This window comes from Pseudomonas quasicaspiana (assembly GCF_021147825.1).
Lineage (GTDB): Bacteria > Pseudomonadota > Gammaproteobacteria > Pseudomonadales > Pseudomonadaceae > Aquipseudomonas > Aquipseudomonas quasicaspiana.
The window spans coordinates 42,572-63,805 of record NZ_JAGTPI010000030.1 but is presented as its reverse complement, the minus strand read 5'-3'; the positions used below and the strand labels follow the sequence as shown (position 1 = coordinate 63,805).

Genomic DNA, 21,234 nt, shown 5'->3' with positions numbered 1-21,234 from the left:
ATGTTATTGAGTGCTGTCTCTTCTTCTGGAAATGGGTCTGGGGATAGCCGATTTTCTCAATGATAATCCGGCTTATATCTGGGTCATTGGCGCTCCTCTGCTACTGCTGGGCCTGGGCGTCTGGCTCAATCAGCGAGTAACGACGCTGCGCCTGGATTCTGCCCGGCAAAGCGAACAGCTGGCGCAAGCGCAGCAGCAGATTGGAACCTTGCAAGCACGCCTCTCTCTGCTGGAGTCGATGCCTGTGCAGGCATCGGATTCGCCAGGGCAAGCCGCAGCATCTGCGCCGCTTTCCGACACTACTTCCACTTCTGTAAGCCAGGCGCCTGAGATGGAGCTTGTCTGGGAGCTTCCTTCGCAAACCCCGGACTTATCCATAAAGCCCGCAGCGTCGCCCGTCACCAGCCAGCCGCCCACTCGACCTGCCCCACCAAAACCCGCCATGCCGAACGTTGTAAACGTCGCTTTCATGGCTGCGCGTGACTGGTTATTGGGTGGCAATACTGTGCTGCGAATAGGGGCTGTGGTGCTCTTTTTGGGGCTCGCCTTTCTGTTGCGTTACGCCACCGAAGGCGTTGTGGTGCCAATCGAAACCCGATACGCAGGGGTTGCTGGCAGCGCAATCGCGTTGCTCGGCCTGGGCTGGTGGCTGCGCCATCGTAAACCAGCCTTCGCGCTGATGATGCAAGGCACCGGCGTCGGCGTGTTGTACCTGACCGTCAGCGGTGCCATTCGCGTGCATGAGTTACTGGACCCGACGCTGGGCTTTGCGCTGTTGGTGGTCATCATGCTGTTCTCCGCCATGCTCGCGATTACTCAGAACTCCCTGGCGCTGGCCTGTGCGGCGACACTGGGCGGTTTTGCCGCGCCGATTCTGTCCTCCACAGGCCAGGGCAGCCATGTCACGTTGTTCAGCTACTTCGCTTTGCTCAACGTCGGGATTTTCGCTATCGCCTGGTTCAAGACCTGGCGTCTGCTGAACCTGATCGGTTTTTTTGGCACGTTCGGGATTGGCGTGGCATGGGGGTTGCGCTCCTACACCCCGGATCTGTTCTGGAGCGTCGAGCCGTTCCTGATTCTGTTCTTCCTGATGTATCTGGCCATCGGACTTCTGTTTGCCCGACGCAAACTGCAGGAGCTCAGCGATGCCCCGACAGACGCCGGCCGCGAGGCGATGCTGCAATGGTCCCGACGCCAGGGTGACTACGTTGACGGCACGCTGCTGTTGGGTACGCCGCTCGTGGGCTTCGGTCTGCAATATGCACTGACAGCCGATCTCGAATTCGGCTCGGCGTTCAGCGCCCTGGCGTTGGGCCTGCTTTACATGGGAATCGCCCGCCTGCTTTCTGGCCGGGTACCGGGACGTGCCTTGCTGCTGGTTGAAACATGCCTGGCACTCGGCATCGTGTTTGCCACCCTCGCCATTCCGCTGGGACTGGGCGCGAAGTGGACCACCAGCGCCTGGGCCATCGAAGGTGCGGCAATCTTCTGGCTAGGTATGCGTCAGCAACGTCTGCTGGCTCGTGGCTTTGGGGTGCTGCTGCAAATAGCTGCAGGTCTGGCATTCATCGGCGTGATGACCACCTGGTACTTCCCCTCAACAAAAGGGGGGGATTTCTGGACGCCAATGATCATCGCCCTCTCCGGCTTGTTCAGCGCCCTGCAGGTGCACCGCATCAAGACTTTGCGCTACATGAACGAGAAAGCACTTTCCGCGATATTTCTGGTCTGGGGCGGTGCATGGTGGGGAACGTCGTTACTCGTAGCGAACATGCACCTGGCACCTCATACCCTTTTCGCTTCGCTGCTACTGCTGTCAGTCGCGATCAGTGTCGGTCTGTGGACTTTTGGGGCGAGACATTGGCGTTGGCCCGGCTTGGCTGCGCTATGCCTGGGGCTGACACCGGTCAGTTGGCTTGTACTTGTCTTCTCGTTGACCGAGTACACACACCCGTTTGCACACTGGGCGTGGGTGGGATGGACCGCATTGCTGATGGTGCACATGCTCTCGTTGCATCGCCTGGCTGACTTGCTGCCTCGCAGGGCAGTGACTGGCGCCCACATTCTGGGGGCGTTGTTATACATAGTGCTGCTCAGCCTTGAGCTGAGATACGGCTTGGATAACCTTATCGACTCCAATGCTGATTACAGCGCCTGGTTTTCCTTTGCGGGCTCGCTGATCCCCAGCCTTTACCTGATTGCCATGGCCGCGAGCCGTCGCTGGCCATGGCCGGTTGACGCGTATCCAAAGGCTTATCGCGTTTGGGCCGCCGTTCCCTTTGTCCTTTGGTCGCTGGGGTGGTTCTGGTTGATGAACTACTACAGCAACGTCAAAGCCGACCCGCTGCCTTACATACCACTGCTCAACCCTTTGGATCTGGGCCTGTTGTTTGCCCTGCTGGGGATCGTGAACTGGATCCGTCATAACCTGCCGCTGGTTGGCATTGAGGCTAAACATGCCGAAAGACTGGCGATCATTACGGGCGGTGCTTCGTTGTTCGCCCTGATCACCGGGATGGTGTTTCGCAGTCCCATCGATCCCACGCTCCTGCAAGCGGCACTCTCTATCGTCTGGACGCTTATAGCACTGGCGCTAATGATTAGCGGCCACCTTCGCAGGCAGCGTGAAGTATGGATTACCGGCGCAGTGCTGATCGGGGTCGTGGTTGCCAAGCTGTTCCTGGTAGAGCTGAGCGACCGTGGCGGTATGGCGCGGGTCATCTCCTTCATCGGGGTCGGCATCCTGCTATTGGTGGTGGGCTACTTCGCCCCTCTGCCGCCAAAAAAGACCAACACGCAAAAAGCTGATTCAGTTGCCGGCAAACCGGACCTGTCACTATGAGGAGCACACTCTTGAGTTATAAGCAGCTGTTCCGGCTAGCCCTGTGTGGTGTCGCATTGCTTGGCTCGACACTTGCCAGCGCTGATGACAACCAGGCAGATTTCGCCAGCCAGACCCCCTTGAAACTAAGCGGTAACGGCCCGTGGTATCGAATTGAGCTGCCCATGAATGTGCAGCTCAATTCTCGACAGCAGGATCTGGGTGATCTGCGCATTTTCAATGCCCAAGGACAGGCTCAGGCGTATGCCCTCGACCGTAATCCGCCTCAGGCGAAGCAGTCACAAGCGCCGACGATGGTGAAGTGGTTCCCTCTTTACAACCGGGCGGACGAGCTCGACAGAGCGCCCAGGATCAAGGTCGAGCGCAGCGCCACGGGTACGCTCGTGGAGGTTCAACCTCAGGATGGCGCATCCCCGGATGAGCAGGTCTTGCGAGGCTGGCTGCTGGACACCAGCACCATCAAACAACCTCTGCAAAAACTGATTCTTGACTGGGATAGCGCTCAAGACGGATTTCAGCGTTTCAGCATCGAAGCCAGCGATGATTTGCAGAACTGGAGTCCATGGGGCGCGAGCCAGGTAGCGCGTCTGTCATTCGACGATCAAACTGTAGAACAGCGCGAGGTCACCCTGCCCGGTCGCACCGCACGTTATCTGCGCCTGATATGGAGCTCCTCGGCCGAAGCACCGATGCTCACGTCAGCGCAGTTGGTGACGGTGAATACCGACACCCCACCGTTACCGCTTGCCTGGTCGGAACCCGTGACTGGCAGCGTTGAAAAAGCTGGCAGCTATATATGGCGATTACCGAATGGCCTGCCCATCGAGCGCCTGCAAGTCAACATTGCCCAGGCTAACAGCGTCGCCCCGGGCCGCTTTTACGGTCGAACGGACAGCAAGGCACCCTGGCAGGCCATCGGCAATGGCCTGCTTTACCGGCTGACGCAAGACGGTAAGGAAGTTGTCCAGAATGAAGTAGAGACCAACGGCACAATCGTGCGTCAGGTCAAACTCGAACTCGACGAGCGCGGCGGAGGACTGGGCTCTTCGTCGCCTACCTTGCGTTTCGCGTTGCGCGCGCCGCAGGTGGTGTTTCTGGCCCGGGGCGACAGTCCGTTTACCCTGGCGATTGGCAACGCTGCAGCAAAACCCGCCGATTTACCGATTGCGACGCTGATCCCGGACTTCACCCCGCAGAAAATGAATAGTCTGGGTCGCGCTGAAGCCGACAATACGCAGGTCAAACTGATCCCGATGTCACCGGATGACGCATCAGGTATCGACTGGAAACGTGTCGGGCTCTGGTCAGTGCTGGTTCTGGGCGTGATGTTGCTCGGCTGGATGGCATTCAGTACGCTGCGCGCTTCGCCATCAAAGGCCAGAGCAGGCTCTGCTGGCGATGAATCCCCTCCTCTGCTGTTCACAAGAGCGCCATCGGGTGAATGGGAAGCTCTTGAGGGTTATTATCAGGCGCGATTTGGGGGGACGCGCGTGGGTAGTGACGTCTACCTCAATGTGAATGGCAAACCGGAAGCATCGGTTTTTGTCTGGTCAGAATTGAGCCATGACAATGAAGTTCGGGGTCATATTTGGACACTGGGGGCGAAGCCTGAATTCGGCGAGTTACGACTAGGTCATCACACGTGCAACACGATATTCCTTGCGCTGGCCAAGGCGGTCAGTGAGACCGAGAACGTTAAGATAGTGTATGACCCTGCGATACAAAATACCGTGTTCGATCGCTGGGGGCCGTAACCCGGTTCCTGGTTCAGTGGATCAGTTAATGCAGTCGCGCTGTTACAACGCCCTGGGCGTTATTCACCGCAGAAAAATAACCGGATAGAGCTTTTATCCTCTGTGAAGAAATTTGAATGAATCCGCTCAAGATCCTGACAGCGTCATTTCGCCTGCTATTCCGTAACGCCGGAAGTATCGCGTTGCTGTGCGTTCCACTTCTGGTCGTAGAGATGTTCATAAGAGATATCAGTAGAAGCTTATTGGGTATCGATAACGACTGGGCATGGCAGGCGATAATCGGCACAGTCATCCCGCCGCTCTACACCGGATTGCTGCTGCTCATTCTCGATGCGCGCGGCCGGGACGAGCCACTGGCCAAAGCCGGCTTACTGTCCAAAGTAATACGCCTGTGGCCAGCGCTGGCTGTGCTGTCTGCGCTCGACCAGATACTGATCGTCATTGCCGGTCTGGCGTTCGTTTCGGCTGATACGTGGCTAAAGATCATCCTTGCCACCGTTCAGTTCATCCCTCCCGGGGTATGGGCGGCATTCAAGTGGGCAGTGTTTTTCCTGGCACTGTGGGCAATGATGCGACTGATGTTTAATCAGTGCCTGGTGATATTTCGAGGACTCTCGATAAAAGCATCAATACGCGAAAGTATCATCCTGTCCAGAGGGCTGCTATGGCCGGTAGTGGCTTGCCTTGCGTTACTACTGGCCCCGGTGTTGCTGGCTATTCTTATCGTATTCATTCCGCAGCCCGACTGGGCGGCAGACGTCATGATTGCTCTTCAGCAAGACAGCCCAGCTAGCGTCACGGCCTATTCGATATTCGCGGGTTTTATCCGGCTGTTTACGACCATTGTGGTATTTCGCTTTTTCACAGTGGTCGCCGAACGACCAGTCAATAAGGAGTGATCCGTATGGCGCCTTTGGACATTATAAAATCTTCATTTGGCCTGATACGGCAAAATGCCCTGAGCATCGCCGTGTTATGCCTGCCAGTGCTGTTAGTGGAGATGCTTTTAAGACAGCTCATTAGAAGCCAACTGGGGGACGACACTGCGTGGGCCTGGAGCGCGCTGATCAATACAGGCGTTATACCGCTCTACGCGGCATTTGTGATTCTCACTCTGGAAGCCCGCAGCCGCGACGAACAGTTAGGCAAGGCCGAGTTACTGTCCATCGCGCTACGCCGTTGGCCCTATCTGGCGGCGCTTTCAGCGCTCAATGAGTTGCTGTACATACTCGGTGATTTGCCGTTCATGGGGGAGCACGAGTGGAGGCAGCTCATGTTCAATACCTTTGACTACCTGCCTACCCAGTTCTGGCAAACAGTCAGATATTTGCCTTACCCTTTCGCAATCTGGCTGATGATCAGACTGACCCTCTGCCATTGCCTGGTATTGCTGAGGGGTCGTAACTGTGTCGCCGCGATACGTGAGAGTTTTCTCATGATGAAGGGGGAGTTCTGGCGAGTGGTGGGCTGTATCCTGTGGGTATTCATTCCGTATCTACTGGCCACCTATTTTATTATGCTTCAGTGGCCCGGCCTTTATGTCAGTTTGCTCCATGAAGATATTTTAGCCCCCCAACATGGAGCGGCACCCAGCATGATTATGTTATGGAGCGAGAGCTTTGTTTTGAAAATACTGGTCGTGGTGGTGTCATTCCGCCTGTTTACGCTGATAGCGGGTACTCAGACAAGAATGCCTTATCGGTAGGTCCGAGCAACTTCAAGATGTGAGCGCTAACGGGACATTCTCCGCTGGCACTCATTTTTCGTCCCCTTACTAACGGACTACAGCTCGATGCGTAAACTTACCGTCTTACCCCTGTTTTTCTTCCCATTGCTTGCGTTACCAGTGTTTGCATCGGCCAGCTGTGCAGACAACATTCGGGGATGGGCCGAGACGCTGCGCCCGGACTTGAAGCTCGACAGCGAGCACGCGGTGTGCAAAATCAATCCGGCCAACTCCAGCCAGGTTCTGGCCGCTCTGCCCTTCGCCGAAAATGTCACCGAGGATGGCCAGGGCGACTATGGCCTCGGTGTAATCGTCGCGAACGCCAGCAATGGCAAGATCATCTCGCAGCACTATCAAGCAGCCGCGATCAGCTCAGACGCCATCTATTTTTCCGGACTGGAACTGGATACTGCCCGTTATCAGTTGGCACCGAAGCTGCGAGCGTTTGGTGTGCGAGTGACCTACGGCGGCTCGTCGCGTCCCAATCCGTTCGAAAGTAAAGTCCTGACCTTGTACGCAGCGCTGCCAGGCGCTCAATTGAAGCCGGTGGTGAGTGGGCTGGAGGTCAAAAGAAGCAACGGTGAATGGGACACTCGTTGTGCTGGCGAATTTACCGAGACGCAGCGCACGATCTCCATCTCGGACAAAAGCAATAAAGGTCTCGCGGCCCTGGAAATCGAGCAGAAAGTCATCGACACCCAGAACCGGCCCAAGGGCGAAGAGTGTGAAAGGATCTCAGCCAAACCGGTGATTACCCGTTTCACGCTGGAATATGACGGCAGCCACTATCCAGTGCCGAAAGAGCTGTCTTCTCTTTGATGAACATCGGCCCCACCCCGAATGGGGCCTTCGCACCCGTTTCGACACGCCATCAGGGCATTTCAGTTCACTCGCCAGTTTCAGCAAACCACTTGAGTTCCCCGGTTCTGTCGATGGTCATGGTCAACATGCAGCCAGCGCCGTTGATCTGGTCCATGGTGCCGCCCGAAAAGTTGTAATACATGAAGCAATTGGCGTCTCGGTATTTGACCCATAACCGTTGCGCATCGCGCAGTTGTGTTTTTTGCTCGTCCGAGAGTGCACCCATCGCGGCTTTGTAGGACTCATTCAGGCGGGCATTCTGTAACGCCAGTTCCTTGTTATTGCAGTCATTCAGATTGGAGGTAATACCTTCAGACTTCTCGACGCACGCATCATATTCCGCAGAGTATTTGTCCTCCGCAGATGCATGCAGGGAGAATACAACGGCGCACAATACAGCCAGGCATCGCATCATGATTTAAATCCGGTTCAATGAGAGGTTTCAGCAATCAAGCTTTTCCCAAAGCCCAAGGCTTTTCAATAGTACAGGTGTAGTATTTCTAATGCGTCGAAAGCCCCTTTATTGTGTCGATCACTATAGAAAGAGGCAGACAGATGAAAAAAAGGATTGGCCTGTGCGTGACAAGCGCCCTTCTCCTTGTCTTGACCCTGCACGCAAATGCCGGAGCCGACGATATTCCGCCCGGCTATTCCGACTTTGGGTTTGCCGAGCGCTGCGACGATGAAAGTGCAAAGTTGACCACGCTCGAGGATATCGCCTGTTCCAGTGACAGCCTGCGAGCCCAGGAAACCAAAATGCTGAATCTGGTCGACGACGTGAGGGCAGAAACCAAAGGGGTCGATGGTGAGACCGGTAAGGCGCTGGACCCCATGGGCGTGCAACAGAAAGAGTGGCGCGATGCCCTGGCCCGCGCGTGCAAGGATGCCGTCTGCCTCTCCGTGTCCTACGCAGCACGCATCGCGGCAATCCACAAAGAATGGTCGGAGGCGCTTTGATGAGTACGCTTGCTTATCGGGGAACCCGCAGAGCCGTTCTGCTGGCAATGTCGGTGATCTCGGCCGCCACGTTTTACAGCGCGCCCTCACTCGCCGCAAACACTCAACCACCTGCGCAGGCGAGCATGGCGGCGTGTCCGGCTCAGGATTTCGATGGTTTCCTGAAGCGCTTCGCCAACGACATTGAGGTACAGAAAGCCTTCGTCAGTACGCCTCTGCAGAGCGAGTACATCGATCCTGAGGCTCAACCGGAACCTCGTCCTGTCTCTGAGCTACTGGACAAGTCCCAACTGCAGTTTCCACTGATGCCCAGCGATCAGCAGCAGCACGAGCAAGGTTTGACGCTTGCCAAGCGGCTCAAAGGGACGGATCAGGCAGTGATCAAACTGACCAAAGCCGACACGGGCTATCAACTCTCATTGTTCTTCAAGCGAGAAGCATGCTGGACGCTTTACCGCATTCAGGATGAGTCGCTGTAATCGATATCCTTGGCGGGTCTTTGGGAAATTACCTATACCGCCCTATTCAAGATTGCATCAGTGTAATAGCGCATAGTACATCCGTACTATTGCGCGACTGATGAGATGAAACTTAACCTGACAGTCATAAACAAACGAATTGTTTCCGTTTGATCAGCAGCAAATTGATACAGTCCTGATGGCGTCTTCTATGCAGACATTGACGGCGGAGCTAAATACCGGCCACACGTGATGTCGACATTGAGGAGACGGCCAACCGTATGAACTCAGTTAAACGCATACGACTCACCTTTCAATATACGGTAGGCCCTGATGACCATACCTTATCTCCCACTGCAGGCATGGAACAAGCACTGGAGACTCAGGGGCGAGTCGGTGTACTGCCAGCATTGTGGTTATTCACAACATCTGATTGATCCACACCCGTTCAAACATGCACCACACTGCCCGCACTCTTCATTGCTTTATCAATCCCCTGGGCGTGAGTTAGGTCAGATCATTGAGCAGAAGATAAAGGCAGGGTTGTTCTGAATAACGGCTGTCCTGAAGATCCCAGTGTCCATCGCTGCAAAAACATAACGTGTTGGAGCGAGGCTTACCGGCGAAGAACGGTAATGCGCTACATCTGACCTACCGAGTCGACTGGTTCGCGGGCAAACCACGCTCCAACTGAAAAACTGCTTTCCCTTCATTAGAGTCGCCAAGACGCCGCGCGCTCGCGCACCAAACGTAGACCCTGCAAGAGTCTCCCGTTTCTCAGGGAAAAGTCCTGGGACTTGCTCGTACGCCCGGACTCGCCTCCTGCGGTTTGTCTGTCCAGGTCAGCAGTTTTGACAGCGTTCCATAGGGCGCAGCAAAACGCTTGCAGGATGCCTCATCGGTCGCATCAGATAGCCTCGCAGACTGGGTTGCACCGATACGCAGCGCCTTCAGCCATTCTTTGGCACGGCGCTTGTCCTGATCAGCCAATGCGTACCGGTTATAGTTCAATTGCGCGTGAGCATTGCGAGTTATGGTGTCAGCGTCAGCCTGATCCAGCACCCGACATAACTGACCGATCATGACCAATCGCTCGATCCTTACAGCGTTCGTGGCTTCGCCCTGCCAGTTTTTCCACGAGAGCAATCGCTGAACATCAGCCGGCATTGTTCCGCCTGACGCGACTGCACTCTGGATGTACCTCATTTCCGGATCTGTCGCGTGCCAGGCAAACCACTCACGTTCCGTGGGGGGCAGCCATTTACCCCATTGGGTAAATAACCGGTCATCCTCAGCACTGCCACCACCAACAGGCGAGCACACAAAAGTATTCAGTTGCGAAGGACGGCACTTCCAGGTGGCTTCGCTGAGCGCCCGCTCACTTACGACACTGACAACGCGGGCGGTATTCGCGTCTTTGCCGACAAGGCCAACCAATAACCGTGGCGGCTTTGAATGATCAGCCTGGTTGTCTGGTTTATATTCGCAGACAGTCGTGATCGGCGATAACTTGATGTCAGCGGGTGCACAAGGCAGCTCGTCCAGTTCGGTGACGTCGAACCACAGCTCCATGAAGTCGCGCATTTTACGCGATGTCCACGCAAGATCCTCTGAGCGGAAATCCTCCAGTGCTGCCATGGGATCAATGGGCTGCTCTACGGGCGTCAGCGCCATAGCCGGAGCAAGTGCGCTGCTTAGCCATAGAGTCAAGACACACGCTGTTCTGCGCCGTGCAGTGCCGGGGACGCCCGCAAACATAGTTGATCTCCCACTGTTATTTGCTTAACGAATTATGGTTCTTCGTGTCCTAATAGCTGCGCTATCCGGCTTGACGCTTGGCTCGACACTCTATGTTTTCAAGCCTTGAACCCACCGCAATCCCCTTTCGCTCAAACTGCCCCTGCATGACCTCCAGCGCATATTTGGCAGGCTGCCCGGACAAGTGATAGTCCGCAGAATCCGGCTCCATGTCCTCCATCTTGAACACCCTTCGATCCTCGCCAATGTAAGCGACGGACAAAGGCACCCATGTATTGCGCATCCAGAATGAGAGTGTTCCCGCTGAGTCGTAGGCAAACAGCATCCCGGGGCCCACATCATCGAGATAAGACAGCCCTTTGGATTGCTGCGGCCAGGTACGCGCGACCGGTACGCCAGCAAGCTTGATGTTTCCGGTGAATGTCAGGTCGCACAGCTCTGTTATTTCGGCTGCCGTAGCCAGTGGTGCGTTCAGCGCACCTGTCAGCAGCAAAGCAGTCGCTGCCCTGAGAGCTGCAGTTTTCAAAGCGGAAGCAATCATCAAATGTCACGGCTTCGGCAGATATATTATCTGGACCGGCGTGTTGGGTTTTGTGTACGACCCCGTGGGATCCACGTTCGGTTTCAAACCCGGGTACCACGCCCTGAACTGTGTGTCCGATAGCCATTCAAGTTGCAACTGTTCGACTGCCAATCCGGGCGGGCCCGCTTTGAATCCTGTGAGGGACTTCACCGCTGAATGGCATTCTTCCCCTACGCCCACTTCGAGAATGCTGACCTCCAGTTGCTCGCCCCACGTAATGGATCCGGTCTCAGGACAGCTTCGAACCTGGGCGTGATATTTGCCATTGGGTGAAGGAAGATCGTAAACGATTTTGTCGGGCCCGCAGGCTGTCAGCAGGACAGACGATGCGAGTAAAAACAGGGCAGTCTTCTTCACGGTGCTACTCCAGATTCAATCAAGCGCAACATTTAATTTTTTTTGTACCTCGGCTGAGTACATTCCGTGAATACCAGATTACATTCTGATTTTTTGGCATTGCGCTTACAGTAGCCCATCGACTTCTCTTGCGCCGTCAAGGGATCGTCAGCGGTGAAAACAGCATTTACGTTCCCGTCTTCTGACTGGACCGCTGCCACGCACTGATCGGAATAGGTCGCGACGAGAAAGCAATCCGTAGCGCCCGCTGATTCGCACCTGCCAAGAACATCCTGTTTGGCGTAGTCCGCGCTTTGCTGTTTAGTGGTCGTCCAGACCTTGTCGAGTTGGTCCGAGGTCATGACCGCGCCCCAGGTACTGACCCACTCTCCGGATTTCGATCCTGAAGTATCGGAGTCAGGCCCACATGCAACGAGCAGCGCGATTGACGACAGTAACACACAGCGTTGCACGTTATTCATTCAGTGTCCTTACAGCGGTAGCAAACGAGATGAAAGAAAAATTGAACAGCACGTCGAATAAATGAATCAGTGAAAAACTGTATGACACATAGAGCTATTTTACAGTGCAGTATTCGCGGGCCTGAGACCTCAACCCTGAACTAACTATTACTCAGCCAGCTTACACACAAGACAATCTTTTTTGAGTTCACCACTTCCAAAAAAAGGGTCCATGAAACCACAGTTCTCCACTTCGTAATCCACTACGATGTCTTGAGGGTCAGCCACGACCTTGACGTAGCAGTGTTCCGTCCACGTATTCTGTTGGTATTGATCTGTAATCTGAAGATACCCTGCGCTCCGGTCATGAGTAGACCCCATGTACTTGTTTTCTGAAAACGTACCCTTATACCGACTCCAGTAATAAGCGGTGTTATCCGGATTTTTACGGTCAGGCTGTACAGCGCTAGGCTCGCCCATCAGAGGCGCAAGTTTTGCGATGGCCTCATTGACATCTTTACCCTGGGCATCTTTTACACTACTGAGCTCCTGACTAGGGATCGAAGTACACCCCACCAATGAAGACAGCAGCGCGGCGACAAGCGCATGTTTTGTGGCTGCGCTTTTTAAAACTCTGAAAGCGGCTGGCTGGGCGGAAAGCTTTACTGTCGGCTCAGACCTTTCATTCATCATGCTTGTCATACACCGTCTCGTTCAAAATTACTGGAATGGGTGGAATCGTGAAAAAATCATATTCGACACTCTGAAGTTTTTCGATAGTACAGGTGTACTATCCGCTTACTCGTCGTGGCCAACGCCTAGTAATCAGAGCGGGACAGTTTGTGTTGCCATTGCCAGTAAGTTAACGGGTACTACTCCAGCAAAAGACGCCGGGCGAGCCCTTCGATATACGCTTCATCCTGACCATTGGGATGCGCCTCGAACGCCAGGTGCAGATACTCGTGGGTCAGGTCGAGACGGTCTTGAAGCGACAGCACGCCGCGTACGTAGATCCGGTTGCGTTCGCGGTCGACATGGGGATTACCGAAGGCCACACGGCATACGGCAAACGTACTGACTTCGTTGTAACCCACCTCCCCTTCGAGCCGTTGACGCCAGACCCGGCGCTGTTTTTGCAGCCACTCCTGAGCGTCGGGCAATGCTGTGCAGGACGCGACCGGATTGTCCCAGCGACTGAGGCTTGCGCGTGGATAGGCGTGGGACAGGATGGCGTCGTAACGCTGGCCCGCGTTGGCTTGTTCTACCGCTTGCTCCCAGGACAATTTGTCGGCATCCGGTTGCGTCAAGTGATAGGTGACATTAGTGCCCACGAGGATCAGGTCGCTGGTCAACGCGGCTATACCGCGTGATTCGGCATTCGCCGGGCGCGGCGCTACGCGCTGTCGGTTGCTGCTGTCATCGATAGTCAGACATTCACCCGTGCGGCCGGCGTTTTGCAGGAGGTAAGTGCGAATCGCGACGGCCAGCGCCTTGGCGGCCTCGGCGGGCTCTGCCCTGGCTTCGCGTTGCAGCACACGCGCCACATATTCTTCGCGGTCCAGCCGGGCGACGAGTTTGTCTTTCACCAGAAAGAGTTCGCCGTCGCTGTGGATGTCCAGTTGGTTGCCATTCAAAAACTCGACGCGATAGTCGCCCAGCAAGGGGCCTGACTCAACGGCGCGGCCCGCCTTGAGCACGTACCCGATCGGGTAACGTGAAAACAGGTCGACCTCCACGCAACGTCCCGGCTCGGCGGGCCAGCCTGCGGGCAGGACCGACGCCAGGGCCTCGCTGTAATTGCGCAAGACCGTCTGGCTGGTGCCGCGCCCCTGCGCCCAGATGGGCGTGCCATCCACGGTCCAGCCGGCAAAGCCGCCCTCCCGTTGCGCAGCGGCGTCGTCGGCAAACCAGCTCCAGGTTTTGATCCGCAGAAGGCCAGCCAACGTGCCAACGACATTGTTGTCCACCGCACCCAGCACCACATCAAGCAGCACCCGTCGCGCCTGATCCTGTGCCGGAAGCGTGCCCAGAGTTTCCAGCAATTGCGCCACGGGAACCTGGGTTTGCGGCTGCAGTGTGGAAGTGCTGAGCAGCCATGGCGGTGCTTTGCGCGCTTGCCAATAAGCTCGCCAGTCCGACTCGGAGATGCCGAGACGCTGAGGCTCAAAATACAAGCCACAGGATTTCACCAATGCCTGATCGCGACCGATGCTGCCACCGGCCGTGCAGCAATAAACTTCTTCCTTGGACTGCCCTCGACACTCATAGGCGGGCTCGGTGGCGCCGGTGTCTACCAACCAGGCGTAGACAAACAACTTCCACAGACTGCCCAGCGGGGCCTGTAAATCAGCGGGCAGCGGTGCTCGCGAAACCAGCCCGGTGCGGTTTAGGGACAACAGCTCTCCCTTCAACGCCACCTGAATCGGGTCCTCCTGCGCCGAGGCCAGCGCAGGGAGTAGAAACAGCACCAGCCAGAGCCAGCGTGAACGCACGTCAATTGACCTTGATCTGGCCGTATGCAGGTTTCTGCTCAAGGGTTTGGTGCTGAGGTGCGTAGACCTGGGTGAAGCGCACTGGCGGCAGATTGAACTGGCCTTTTTGCGAGAAACGCACCAGATGCCGCATGCGCAACTCACCGCTCAAGGCATCCACCGGAATCGCGTAGCCCAGCTGGCCCGGCTCGAAGCGCGCTTTCTCAAGCGCCGCCGCTTCCGTGCCCGCCTTACCCTGGAGTTTGATACCCCAGGTCGTTTGCTCGATATCAGCGCCGGGCGGCAATGGCACTTCGATCATGCCGTAGCGCAGTGGCTTGGCAGCCTTACTGGTGATGATGACTTCATCCAGATAGAGGCTGTCACTGGACAGCGGTTTGCCGTCCACGGCTTCGAGGCTGAAGGTGAACGCTTCAGTGCCCGGCACAAGACGAGAAAGTCGGCGAGTGACGGTCACAGGCATTGGCTCCACCGCAGGCTGTCGGGTCTGGTAGCTGAGCAACGCACGCAGAGGGCGTTCCTGGGCTCCGGCCAATGACAACGATGAAGGGACGGGATTGGCACCTTCCCATGTCCAGTACATTTCACCGCTGGCACCGTAGCGCTTCTTCCAGCCTTCGCCTGGCGCCAGCGCGATAGTCGGCGACGCCTGCTCGATGCTGCGCTGCAACCAGCTCAACGCCAGAGCACGCTCAAGGGTTGATTGCTGAGGCAGTAAACGCTGCAACAACGCACGCGCACGTTCTTGATCGAAAGCTTTGAGCGACAGGTTCAAGGCTTCGGCGAATGGCTCGGAGCTGACATCCAGACGCTGCTGGGCACCCGGCAACTGGCGACTGAACGCCTCTGGGATGATCACCTTGTTCTGCCTGGCCAGCGAAGCCGTCATGACCCGCGCGGCTGCGAGGCCCAAAGCAGAATCCGGAGCATTCATGACGATGCTGCCCTCATCCATGTCCATCACATTGGCCTGAGCACCCTCGCCGGCTTTAGCCAGGTCATCCATCAAGCCACTGAGCAGCGTATTGACCGGCAATTGCATTTGTCTGGCAAACGAGAGGATCAGCGCGCGTTGCAACAGCGGCGTTTTACCGGCCTGCTTCGCATAGACATTCAGCACGCGTTGCCAGTGCTCGGGCGGCAGCGACAATTCCAGCGCCTTGCTCGCGTGCCAGTCGGCATAGTAAGCGTAAGCCGTGAGGAACGCGTCCGGCTCACCGCCGTAGCCCCACCAGTTAAAGCTTGCCGACGGCCCCGCCAGATGCACCAGACGTAAACGGCTGTTTTGCATGATCAAGCGCAAGCGGTCTCTGATTTGCGGATCAGATGACAGTACTGGATACGCCATGCCCAGTGGCAGCAAACGGCTGGCTATCTGCTCGACACCGCCATAGGGGTAGCTCAGCAGATCATCCAGTGCCGAGCGGAACAACGCTTGTGAGCTGTCATCCAGACGCAGTCGAATGGCGGTGGCATCGGCTGGCAAGGTCAGCGGTGTATCGCCACTGACCGCGTCCAGACTCTGGCTCTGCGTGACCTGCCAGCCCTCACCAGTGGCGGTCAGGCTTACGGCCAGCGCATCAGCAGTTTTACCGTCCTGCACCAACTCGGCCTTCCACTCGCCGCTTGCGAGGGAGAATGCAGGCAATGCGATGTAGTTGATGCCTTTGTTCAAGGTCACCGGTATGCGCTGCTCGGCTCCCGCGTAGTGGGTCACGAGTTCTGACTTGACCGGCTGGTCGGCCTGGCTGAACGCGAACACGCCGAGATCCGGTTTATCTCCGGCGCGGAATCGGGTTGGCCCGCTCCATTTCAGGTACAACGGTTTTTCCGAGCGCACGAATTGCTTTTTCTGACCGACCTGCCCTGTTTGATCGATGGCCCTGGCAGTGATGCGCCAGCGAGTCAGCGAGTCCGGCATTTTGAAAGTGAAGCGCACTTTGCCGTTTGCATCGGTCACCAGTTCAGGCTCCCACGCAGCGGTGTCAACGTCCTCACGGCGTGGCCGCTCCAGCACTTTAACGCTGCGATCACTGCGATTGGCCTTGCCGGGCGCGGTCGGGCTGCCGGGCAACGCGACGTCGTAGCTGATGAAGGACAAGCTGGCACTGGTGCGTACATTGTTGCGGCGCGGGTGGTGGAAGAACTGGTCGATGGCAGGCGCAATTTCCGGCTGCAGTGCATAGATCATCTCGTCGACCACGCTGACCGTCAGATGCGCGGGAATCGGCTTGCCTGCGAACTGAGTCGTCAGGTCAACGGACACGGTGTCGCCCGGCCGATAAGCGTCTTTGTCGGTGGCGATGGCTACGTCGATCTGCGGGGCGACAACCTTGATCCCGGCGTTCTGGAAGCTGTACTGCCCGCCTTTGGTGTACAGCACCGAAAAGGTCAGGTTCGGGGCGAAGTTGTCCTTCACGGCAATTCGCGCCCGGTACTGGGTATCGTTGAGCTTTTCCAGCTTCAACCAGTCGCCGCCCTTGGACAGCAACGCCGTGGCTTCAACCTTGTCGCGCTCCAGAGACAGCAACGCATCGCTGACGGGCTCAGGGAAGGTGATCAGCGCAGTAGCTTCGTCGCCGACGGTGTACTCGGGCTTGTCGAAAATCACTTCAACGGTACCCGCGACCGCCTTGACGCCGTCACCGCTCACCGAATGGCCGGTGGCCCCCAACAAACGACCGCTTTCATCCATCAACGTCAGGTTGTAAGTGCCTGGTTGCTGAAAGGTCACGCTGAAACCTTCATTCCCCGCGACGAGTTTGTCACCGCCACTGGTCTGGTCCTCCAGTCGCACCCATTTATAGCTTGCGGGTGTGACAGACCGGGTTTGCTCGCTGCCACCTTCGTTCGAATAGCCGAAGACAACCTTTTCACCCACAGCACTGAACCGTTGCGGGGCGGTAATCCGGTAGCTGGCGGCGCCCCGGTCAATCAGGATTTCTTTCGTGGTCCGGACACGATACGCCGCACCGTCACTGGCAAACACGGTGAGCATGTAGCGGCTAGGGCTGAACGCCGGCGGCAGGTCCAGCGTCGCATTACCCTTCGCGTCAGTGGTGAGTTCGGCGCTCTTCAATTCCACCGGAAACTGCCCAAGGTATTGCAGCTCATTATCGACAGTCGAAAGCTGCTGGGCGCGCAAGCTCAGGGTCAACTTTGCATTTGCCACCGGCTTGCCATCCGGATAGAGCAAGGTCAGGTTGCCTTTCACCGGCTCGTTGATGCTGTAGTCTTGTTTGGCGAGGTTCAGGGCTATCTCAAAGTGCGGCTTGATGTACTCCGCTACGCGAAACGCGCTGCTGTAGGCCTGATCCTTGTACCTGAAACGCACTTCGTAACCACCGGCAACGGCATTGTCCGGAAGCTGAAAACGGCCTTGGGCGCCCGCCTTCGAATCAAGCTTCAGGGCCAGCGACTGCAGCGCAGTACCGGTGGCATCGAGGATGGTCACGTCAACATCGGCAGCGGCTGGCGCCACGGAATCGCGAGCATTCTTGAACTCCCGCCCGACGATCTTCAACGAGACCCAGTCTCCGGGCCGGTATAACGGCCGGTCGGTGAACGCGAAGAGTTTGGTGTCGTAGATCTCGCTGTCGTAATAGAAATTCTCTGCAACGAAAACACCGCCCTCCTGGTCTTCACCGATCACGAATGAGCGTTCGGGGCTGACGTGTTTCAGTCTGAGCAAACCCTGCGCATCAGTCGCGCCGCTGCTCATGACGCCCAGGCCGTCGGTCCAGAGCACATTGACCTTCTCGGCCGGGCTGCCTTCGTTTTTGCGGGCAGCCCACACCAGAAGCTCATCACCGGCAACTTTGCTCACCGCAACGGTATTGGAGACGAACACCATGGTCGTGGCGCGGTACTTGCCGATCAGCGCCTCCACGAGGTACAGCCCGGGCTTTAACTTGCCTAGCGGGATGTAGACGTTACCGGGCACGACTTTGATGAACTTGCTGGACGAGCCGTTCAGGTCAACACCAGCCGGTGGCTGGATCGGTTTTGCTTCCCAGATCGGGTAACGGAACTGACTCACCACTGGCAAGCCGGGGATCAGTGCGAACTGCGCTTGGGCCTCGTAGGGTGTAGGCGCAGCCATGGCGTTACCCATCTTCAGCTCAGGCACTTCCTCGGTGACCTGCTTGCGGGACTCATAGGAAAACGCACGCTGCATGACGCGTCGGGACTGGCGATACCAGCTGTCCCAGAGATACGCGAGGGTGTTGGAAAGCCCTTCGCCCCTGAACTGTCCGTCACTGACCACGCGGTGCAGGTTTTTCTGGCGCTTGAGGAAGTCCATGGGTTTGTCGATGCGATACACGCGGATATCCGCGCCGCCGTAAGGCTGCATGCGGAACCGGCGATAGTCACGGCCCGGAGCTTCCAGGCGTACTTTGGCCTGCTCATCGCTGGAAAAACTGCTGTCCGCCAGTAGAAAAAAGCTTTCTCCCGGTACTGCGCTGTAGCCGCTTGGCTCGACGCTGTCGTCGGCGTTGACGCTGGTCATAGGCAGCAACAGTGCCAGCGACAATGTAATCAGAGAGCAAATACGCGGCATGCGGGCACCGATCATTGGGAGAGAAAGTTGAGTCGATAGACGCCGATGAAATTCGGGTTGGCAGCGTCGGGTATCCATCGGGTGTCCTTCCATGTCATGAGTTGCTGCAGGCTTGCCGAGCGCATGCCGTTGTCAGTGGGTGTCGTGGTGCCAGTGTGATAGGCGATGTAGCGGCCCATCCAGATCATCAGGTGCTGGTCATCGCCCTGATCGAAAAACATCAGATCACCGGGTCGGGCCTGAGCCATGTCGCGCCCGACCAGGTGACTGTTGAACTGAATCAGTTTGATCGCATTCACGTAGGGGCCGGTTTGTCCGTCGCCTTGCTGCCATTGCTGGGCGAGCCCTCGCTGAGCGTCGCTCAGTTGCATCTCCGGCGGCAGGTAACGATTGGACAAGCCATTGCTGCGCAGCCATTTGTCATCGTGAACCTTCAGTGCTTCATTGCTGGCAAAGCGCACCAGGCCCGCGCAATCCTGCTGATACCAGCGTGGGCTAGGCCCTTGGGCCAGTTGCTCTTGAGCAATACGTACGAACCAGGCACGAAATACCTGAGACTGCTGCGCGTCGAGCGCTGGAATCTGACTGGCAAATGCAGGGCTGCCGAGCAAGATCGCCAGCAGAGCAAGGCCTCGACCCAGAGCAATCACAGCGGCTTCCACTCCAATGGCAACCACTGCCATTGACCATCGGGTTCAGTACCTTGCGGCAGTGTCAGCGCGTACTTGCCGTACCCACCGAGTTTCTGCAATTTCGGGATCAGATGCGTCTGCGCGGCGTTGTAAAAAACCGGTTCCATGTCCTTGGGCAGACTGCCCAGGGTTTCTTGCTGCAGAAGTTGCGCGATTGCACCCGGGTTGAAATACATCGGGACCAGTTGATCGCCGGGCAGCACGTCGGCCAGCGGCGGGAAACGTTTGTCGAGGGTGCCCACGGCTTTGTCCAGGAGTTGGTCGTCCAGGGAGAACAGCAGCGTCGAACCGTGCCGCGCCAGACTGACCTTCATGAACGCATTGCCGCTGACCGCGTCAGGGTTTTCCGCCTCTCTGGCCAGATACGGACCAAAACGGGTGCTGACTTGTCGCTGCCACTGATGAGTTTCGCCCTGCTGCTTCTCCACTACCGGGAACACATGCCCCTCGGCATTCGCCTCGTAGGAGCCGACCATGGAACCGAACAGTTTGCCCAAATCACCGTCCAGTCTGGCGCTGTTCTTGTCGGTCAGATGGGCAACCAGCAACGGCGTGTACAAGCGCGAATCGGCATACCAGCAAAGACCCGCTGCATCAGAGATGTGCGCAGTCAGTGCCTGCGCAACCGGCTCTTCTGCTCCAAGTTTTACCAGCAATGGTTTTTGTTGCGCGGCCGCAAGGGGCAAAGCCACACATGCGCTGGCACCGATGGGCATCGCCTGCCAGATCGGCTTGAAATCAAAGCCTGGCTGATGTTCGGTTTCGTTCATCGCCAGAAAGCTGTGCCAGCCCTTCTCGTCCATTTCGAAACGCAGGCCAGCGAAGTTCGGAATGAAGCGCTGATACCCCATGGCAAGAACACTGGCGTTGACCGACAGCCGTTGCTTGACCTGCGGCGCGCGTGGCTGCAGCCCAAATGCTTCGGTGAACAGCTTTTCGCCACTGAGTAATGCGGCGAGGGCCTCTGGCGAAATACTGCCCGACTCCGGGGCGGACTTTCCGTCTTCCTGGCCCAAAGGCTGACTCAGGGTGGAGGGTTCTCTTTCATAGGTGGACGAATCACGCCCCGCGATTTTGTTCGGATTTGACACCACCACCAGCTTGTCGCCATAGGAGGCGAACGCCAGCGACTTGCTGGCATTGTAATTCAAAAGATAGAGCGGCACCTCATCGGAACCGATCTTCACCACACCGATTTCGCTCAACTGCGGGTCGTAGAGCACTTTGAGCAACTGTTCCAGCATCTTGGCCATGCCACCTCGATCCATGACCATAAGGAAGTCTTTGAGTCGCCCGTCCTTGCCGCGCCACAGTGCGATGTCCGCAGGTTGATCGAGGAGTTGCTCAATGAGGGTGTCCTGCAATGTCAGGTCATATTCGTAGATGATTCTGCGCAGGCTACCGATCAATCCAAGGCGATCAGTATGGGTTTCGTAATAGAAAACGAAATCTTCGGTGAGTGTGTCTTTCAGGAACGGCACCGCCAGCAAATCCTTGGGCAACTGGCTCAAGGAAGTGGTTTCCAGCAAACCATCCGGACGGCTCAAGTGCAGTTTGTCACTGGCAATTTCGACCATCGGCCCCTTGGGTTTGAGCATCAGCCAACCCATTGCACCGGCAACACCGGCGACCACGCACAGTCCGCCCAACAGCAATGGCCAGCGTCGGACAGGTTTTACGACGGGCGTGCCGGTTGGCTCGGAAGTCGCTGAAGTCGAGTTATCGCTCATGTTCACAAAACCCAATTCATCCG

At 56.9% G+C, this 21,234-nt stretch carries 16 protein-coding genes and 1 pseudogene; 7 read left to right on the top strand and 10 right to left on the bottom strand.

All coding sequences use genetic code 11. The features are described from left to right. Window positions 1–31: 31 nt before the first annotated feature. From KDX30_RS17640 to KDX30_RS17620, 5 genes and pseudogenes are all read left to right on the top strand, one after another. Window positions 32–2,842: a DUF2339 domain-containing protein gene (locus KDX30_RS17640; protein ID WP_264760320.1), complete on the top strand. Its 2,811-nt coding sequence runs from the start codon at window positions 32–34 to the stop codon at window positions 2,840–2,842. Further along, window positions 2,839–4,209, top strand: a pseudogene (locus KDX30_RS17635) (DUF3999 domain-containing protein); the annotation flags it as partial. The gene KDX30_RS17640 and the pseudogene KDX30_RS17635, both read left to right, overlap by 4 nt. A 503-nt stretch (window positions 4,210–4,712) precedes the next feature. Further along, window positions 4,713–5,495: a hypothetical protein gene (locus KDX30_RS17630; RefSeq protein ID WP_049826887.1), complete on the top strand. Its 783-nt coding sequence runs from the start codon at window positions 4,713–4,715 to the stop codon at window positions 5,493–5,495. 5 nt (window positions 5,496–5,500) lie between these two features. After that, a complete protein-coding gene (locus tag KDX30_RS17625) occupies window positions 5,501–6,301 on the top strand; it encodes a hypothetical protein (protein WP_027899971.1) in 801 nt (266 codons plus the stop codon). An 87-nt stretch (window positions 6,302–6,388) separates the two neighbouring features. Then, window positions 6,389–7,141: a PA3715 family protein gene (locus tag KDX30_RS17620; protein ID WP_122395239.1), complete on the top strand. Its 753-nt coding sequence runs from the start codon at window positions 6,389–6,391 to the stop codon at window positions 7,139–7,141. Window positions 7,142–7,208: 67 nt separating this feature from the next. On the opposite strand, the gene KDX30_RS17615 is transcribed toward KDX30_RS17620, so the two are convergent. Beyond that, complete coding sequence (locus KDX30_RS17615; protein WP_027899973.1) at window positions 7,209–7,598, bottom strand: lysozyme inhibitor LprI family protein; 390 nt, start codon at window positions 7,596–7,598, stop codon at window positions 7,209–7,211. Between the two features lie 140 nt (window positions 7,599–7,738). Between KDX30_RS17615 and KDX30_RS17610 the strand changes: the two genes are divergently transcribed. Together KDX30_RS17610 and KDX30_RS17605 are read left to right on the top strand one after the other, a co-directional pair. Next, window positions 7,739–8,140 (top strand): hypothetical protein, encoded by a 402-nt coding sequence (locus tag KDX30_RS17610; protein WP_231677048.1) that lies wholly within the window; start codon window positions 7,739–7,741, stop codon window positions 8,138–8,140. Continuing rightward, window positions 8,140–8,619: a hypothetical protein gene (locus tag KDX30_RS17605; RefSeq protein WP_231677047.1), complete on the top strand. Its 480-nt coding sequence runs from the start codon at window positions 8,140–8,142 to the stop codon at window positions 8,617–8,619. Before KDX30_RS17610 ends, KDX30_RS17605 begins: the two co-directional genes overlap by 1 nt. A gap of 756 nt (window positions 8,620–9,375) precedes the next feature. On the opposite strand, the gene KDX30_RS17600 is transcribed toward KDX30_RS17605, so the two are convergent. The 9 genes from KDX30_RS17600 to KDX30_RS17560 all read right to left on the bottom strand — a co-directional run bounded on the left by KDX30_RS17600 (window position 9,376) and on the right by KDX30_RS17560 (window position 21,211). Continuing rightward, the gene (locus KDX30_RS17600) at window positions 9,376–10,308 is read right to left on the bottom strand and encodes a hypothetical protein (protein WP_147471339.1); all 933 of its coding nucleotides are present in this window, start codon (window positions 10,306–10,308) and stop codon (window positions 9,376–9,378) included. Between the two features lie 109 nt (window positions 10,309–10,417). Continuing rightward, a complete protein-coding gene (locus KDX30_RS17595; RefSeq protein ID WP_122395242.1) occupies window positions 10,418–10,897 on the bottom strand; it encodes a DUF192 domain-containing protein in 480 nt (159 codons plus the stop codon). Between the two features lie 6 nt (window positions 10,898–10,903). After that, complete coding sequence (locus KDX30_RS17590) at window positions 10,904–11,296, bottom strand: hypothetical protein (protein WP_122395243.1); 393 nt, start codon at window positions 11,294–11,296, stop codon at window positions 10,904–10,906. A 32-nt stretch (window positions 11,297–11,328) separates the two neighbouring features. After that, entirely contained in the window at window positions 11,329–11,757 is a 429-nt protein-coding gene (locus tag KDX30_RS17585; RefSeq protein ID WP_122395244.1) for a DUF4189 domain-containing protein, read from the bottom strand. 147 nt (window positions 11,758–11,904) lie between these two features. Next, the gene (locus KDX30_RS17580; RefSeq protein WP_122395245.1) at window positions 11,905–12,438 is read right to left on the bottom strand and encodes a hypothetical protein; all 534 of its coding nucleotides are present in this window, start codon (window positions 12,436–12,438) and stop codon (window positions 11,905–11,907) included. Between the two features lie 170 nt (window positions 12,439–12,608). Further along, window positions 12,609–14,228 carry a DUF2300 domain-containing protein gene (locus KDX30_RS17575; protein ID WP_231677046.1) on the bottom strand — a complete coding sequence of 540 codons (1,620 nt, stop codon included), beginning with the start codon at window positions 14,226–14,228 and terminating at the stop codon, window positions 12,609–12,611. Window position 14,229: 1 nt separating this feature from the next. Then, entirely contained in the window at window positions 14,230–18,804 is a 4,575-nt protein-coding gene (locus KDX30_RS17570; protein WP_231677058.1) for an alpha-2-macroglobulin family protein, read from the bottom strand. Then, window positions 18,801–19,472 carry a DUF1175 domain-containing protein gene (locus tag KDX30_RS17565; RefSeq protein ID WP_164581748.1) on the bottom strand — a complete coding sequence of 224 codons (672 nt, stop codon included), beginning with the start codon at window positions 19,470–19,472 and terminating at the stop codon, window positions 18,801–18,803. Before KDX30_RS17565 ends, KDX30_RS17570 begins: the two co-directional genes overlap by 4 nt. Beyond that, the gene (locus tag KDX30_RS17560; protein WP_231677045.1) at window positions 19,436–21,211 is read right to left on the bottom strand and encodes a DUF2138 domain-containing protein; all 1,776 of its coding nucleotides are present in this window, start codon (window positions 21,209–21,211) and stop codon (window positions 19,436–19,438) included. Before KDX30_RS17560 ends, KDX30_RS17565 begins: the two co-directional genes overlap by 37 nt. Between the last annotated feature and the right edge of the window lie 23 nt (window positions 21,212–21,234).

Excerpts from the sequence above, each read along its gene's own strand:
- KDX30_RS17560 (WP_231677045.1), bottom strand. The coding sequence starts at position 21,211 with ATGAGCGATAACTCGACTTCAGCGACTTCCGAGCCAACCGGCACGCCC.
- KDX30_RS17640 (WP_264760320.1), top strand. The coding sequence starts at position 32 with ATGGGTCTGGGGATAGCCGATTTTCTCAATGATAATCCGGCTTATATC.
- KDX30_RS17630 (WP_049826887.1), top strand. The coding sequence starts at position 4,713 with ATGAATCCGCTCAAGATCCTGACAGCGTCATTTCGCCTGCTATTCCGT.
- KDX30_RS17570 (WP_231677058.1), bottom strand. The coding sequence starts at position 18,804 with ATGATCGGTGCCCGCATGCCGCGTATTTGCTCTCTGATTACATTGTCG.
- KDX30_RS17565 (WP_164581748.1), bottom strand. The coding sequence starts at position 19,472 with ATGGCAGTGGTTGCCATTGGAGTGGAAGCCGCTGTGATTGCTCTGGGT.
- KDX30_RS17620 (WP_122395239.1), top strand. The coding sequence starts at position 6,389 with ATGCGTAAACTTACCGTCTTACCCCTGTTTTTCTTCCCATTGCTTGCG.
- KDX30_RS17625 (WP_027899971.1), top strand. The coding sequence starts at position 5,501 with ATGGCGCCTTTGGACATTATAAAATCTTCATTTGGCCTGATACGGCAA.
- KDX30_RS17615 (WP_027899973.1), bottom strand. The coding sequence starts at position 7,598 with ATGATGCGATGCCTGGCTGTATTGTGCGCCGTTGTATTCTCCCTGCAT.
- KDX30_RS17605 (WP_231677047.1), top strand. The coding sequence starts at position 8,140 with ATGAGTACGCTTGCTTATCGGGGAACCCGCAGAGCCGTTCTGCTGGCA.
- KDX30_RS17585 (WP_122395244.1), bottom strand. The coding sequence starts at position 11,757 with ATGAATAACGTGCAACGCTGTGTGTTACTGTCGTCAATCGCGCTGCTC.
- KDX30_RS17580 (WP_122395245.1), bottom strand. The coding sequence starts at position 12,438 with ATGACAAGCATGATGAATGAAAGGTCTGAGCCGACAGTAAAGCTTTCC.
- KDX30_RS17595 (WP_122395242.1), bottom strand. The coding sequence starts at position 10,897 with ATGATTGCTTCCGCTTTGAAAACTGCAGCTCTCAGGGCAGCGACTGCT.
- KDX30_RS17610 (WP_231677048.1), top strand. The coding sequence starts at position 7,739 with ATGAAAAAAAGGATTGGCCTGTGCGTGACAAGCGCCCTTCTCCTTGTC.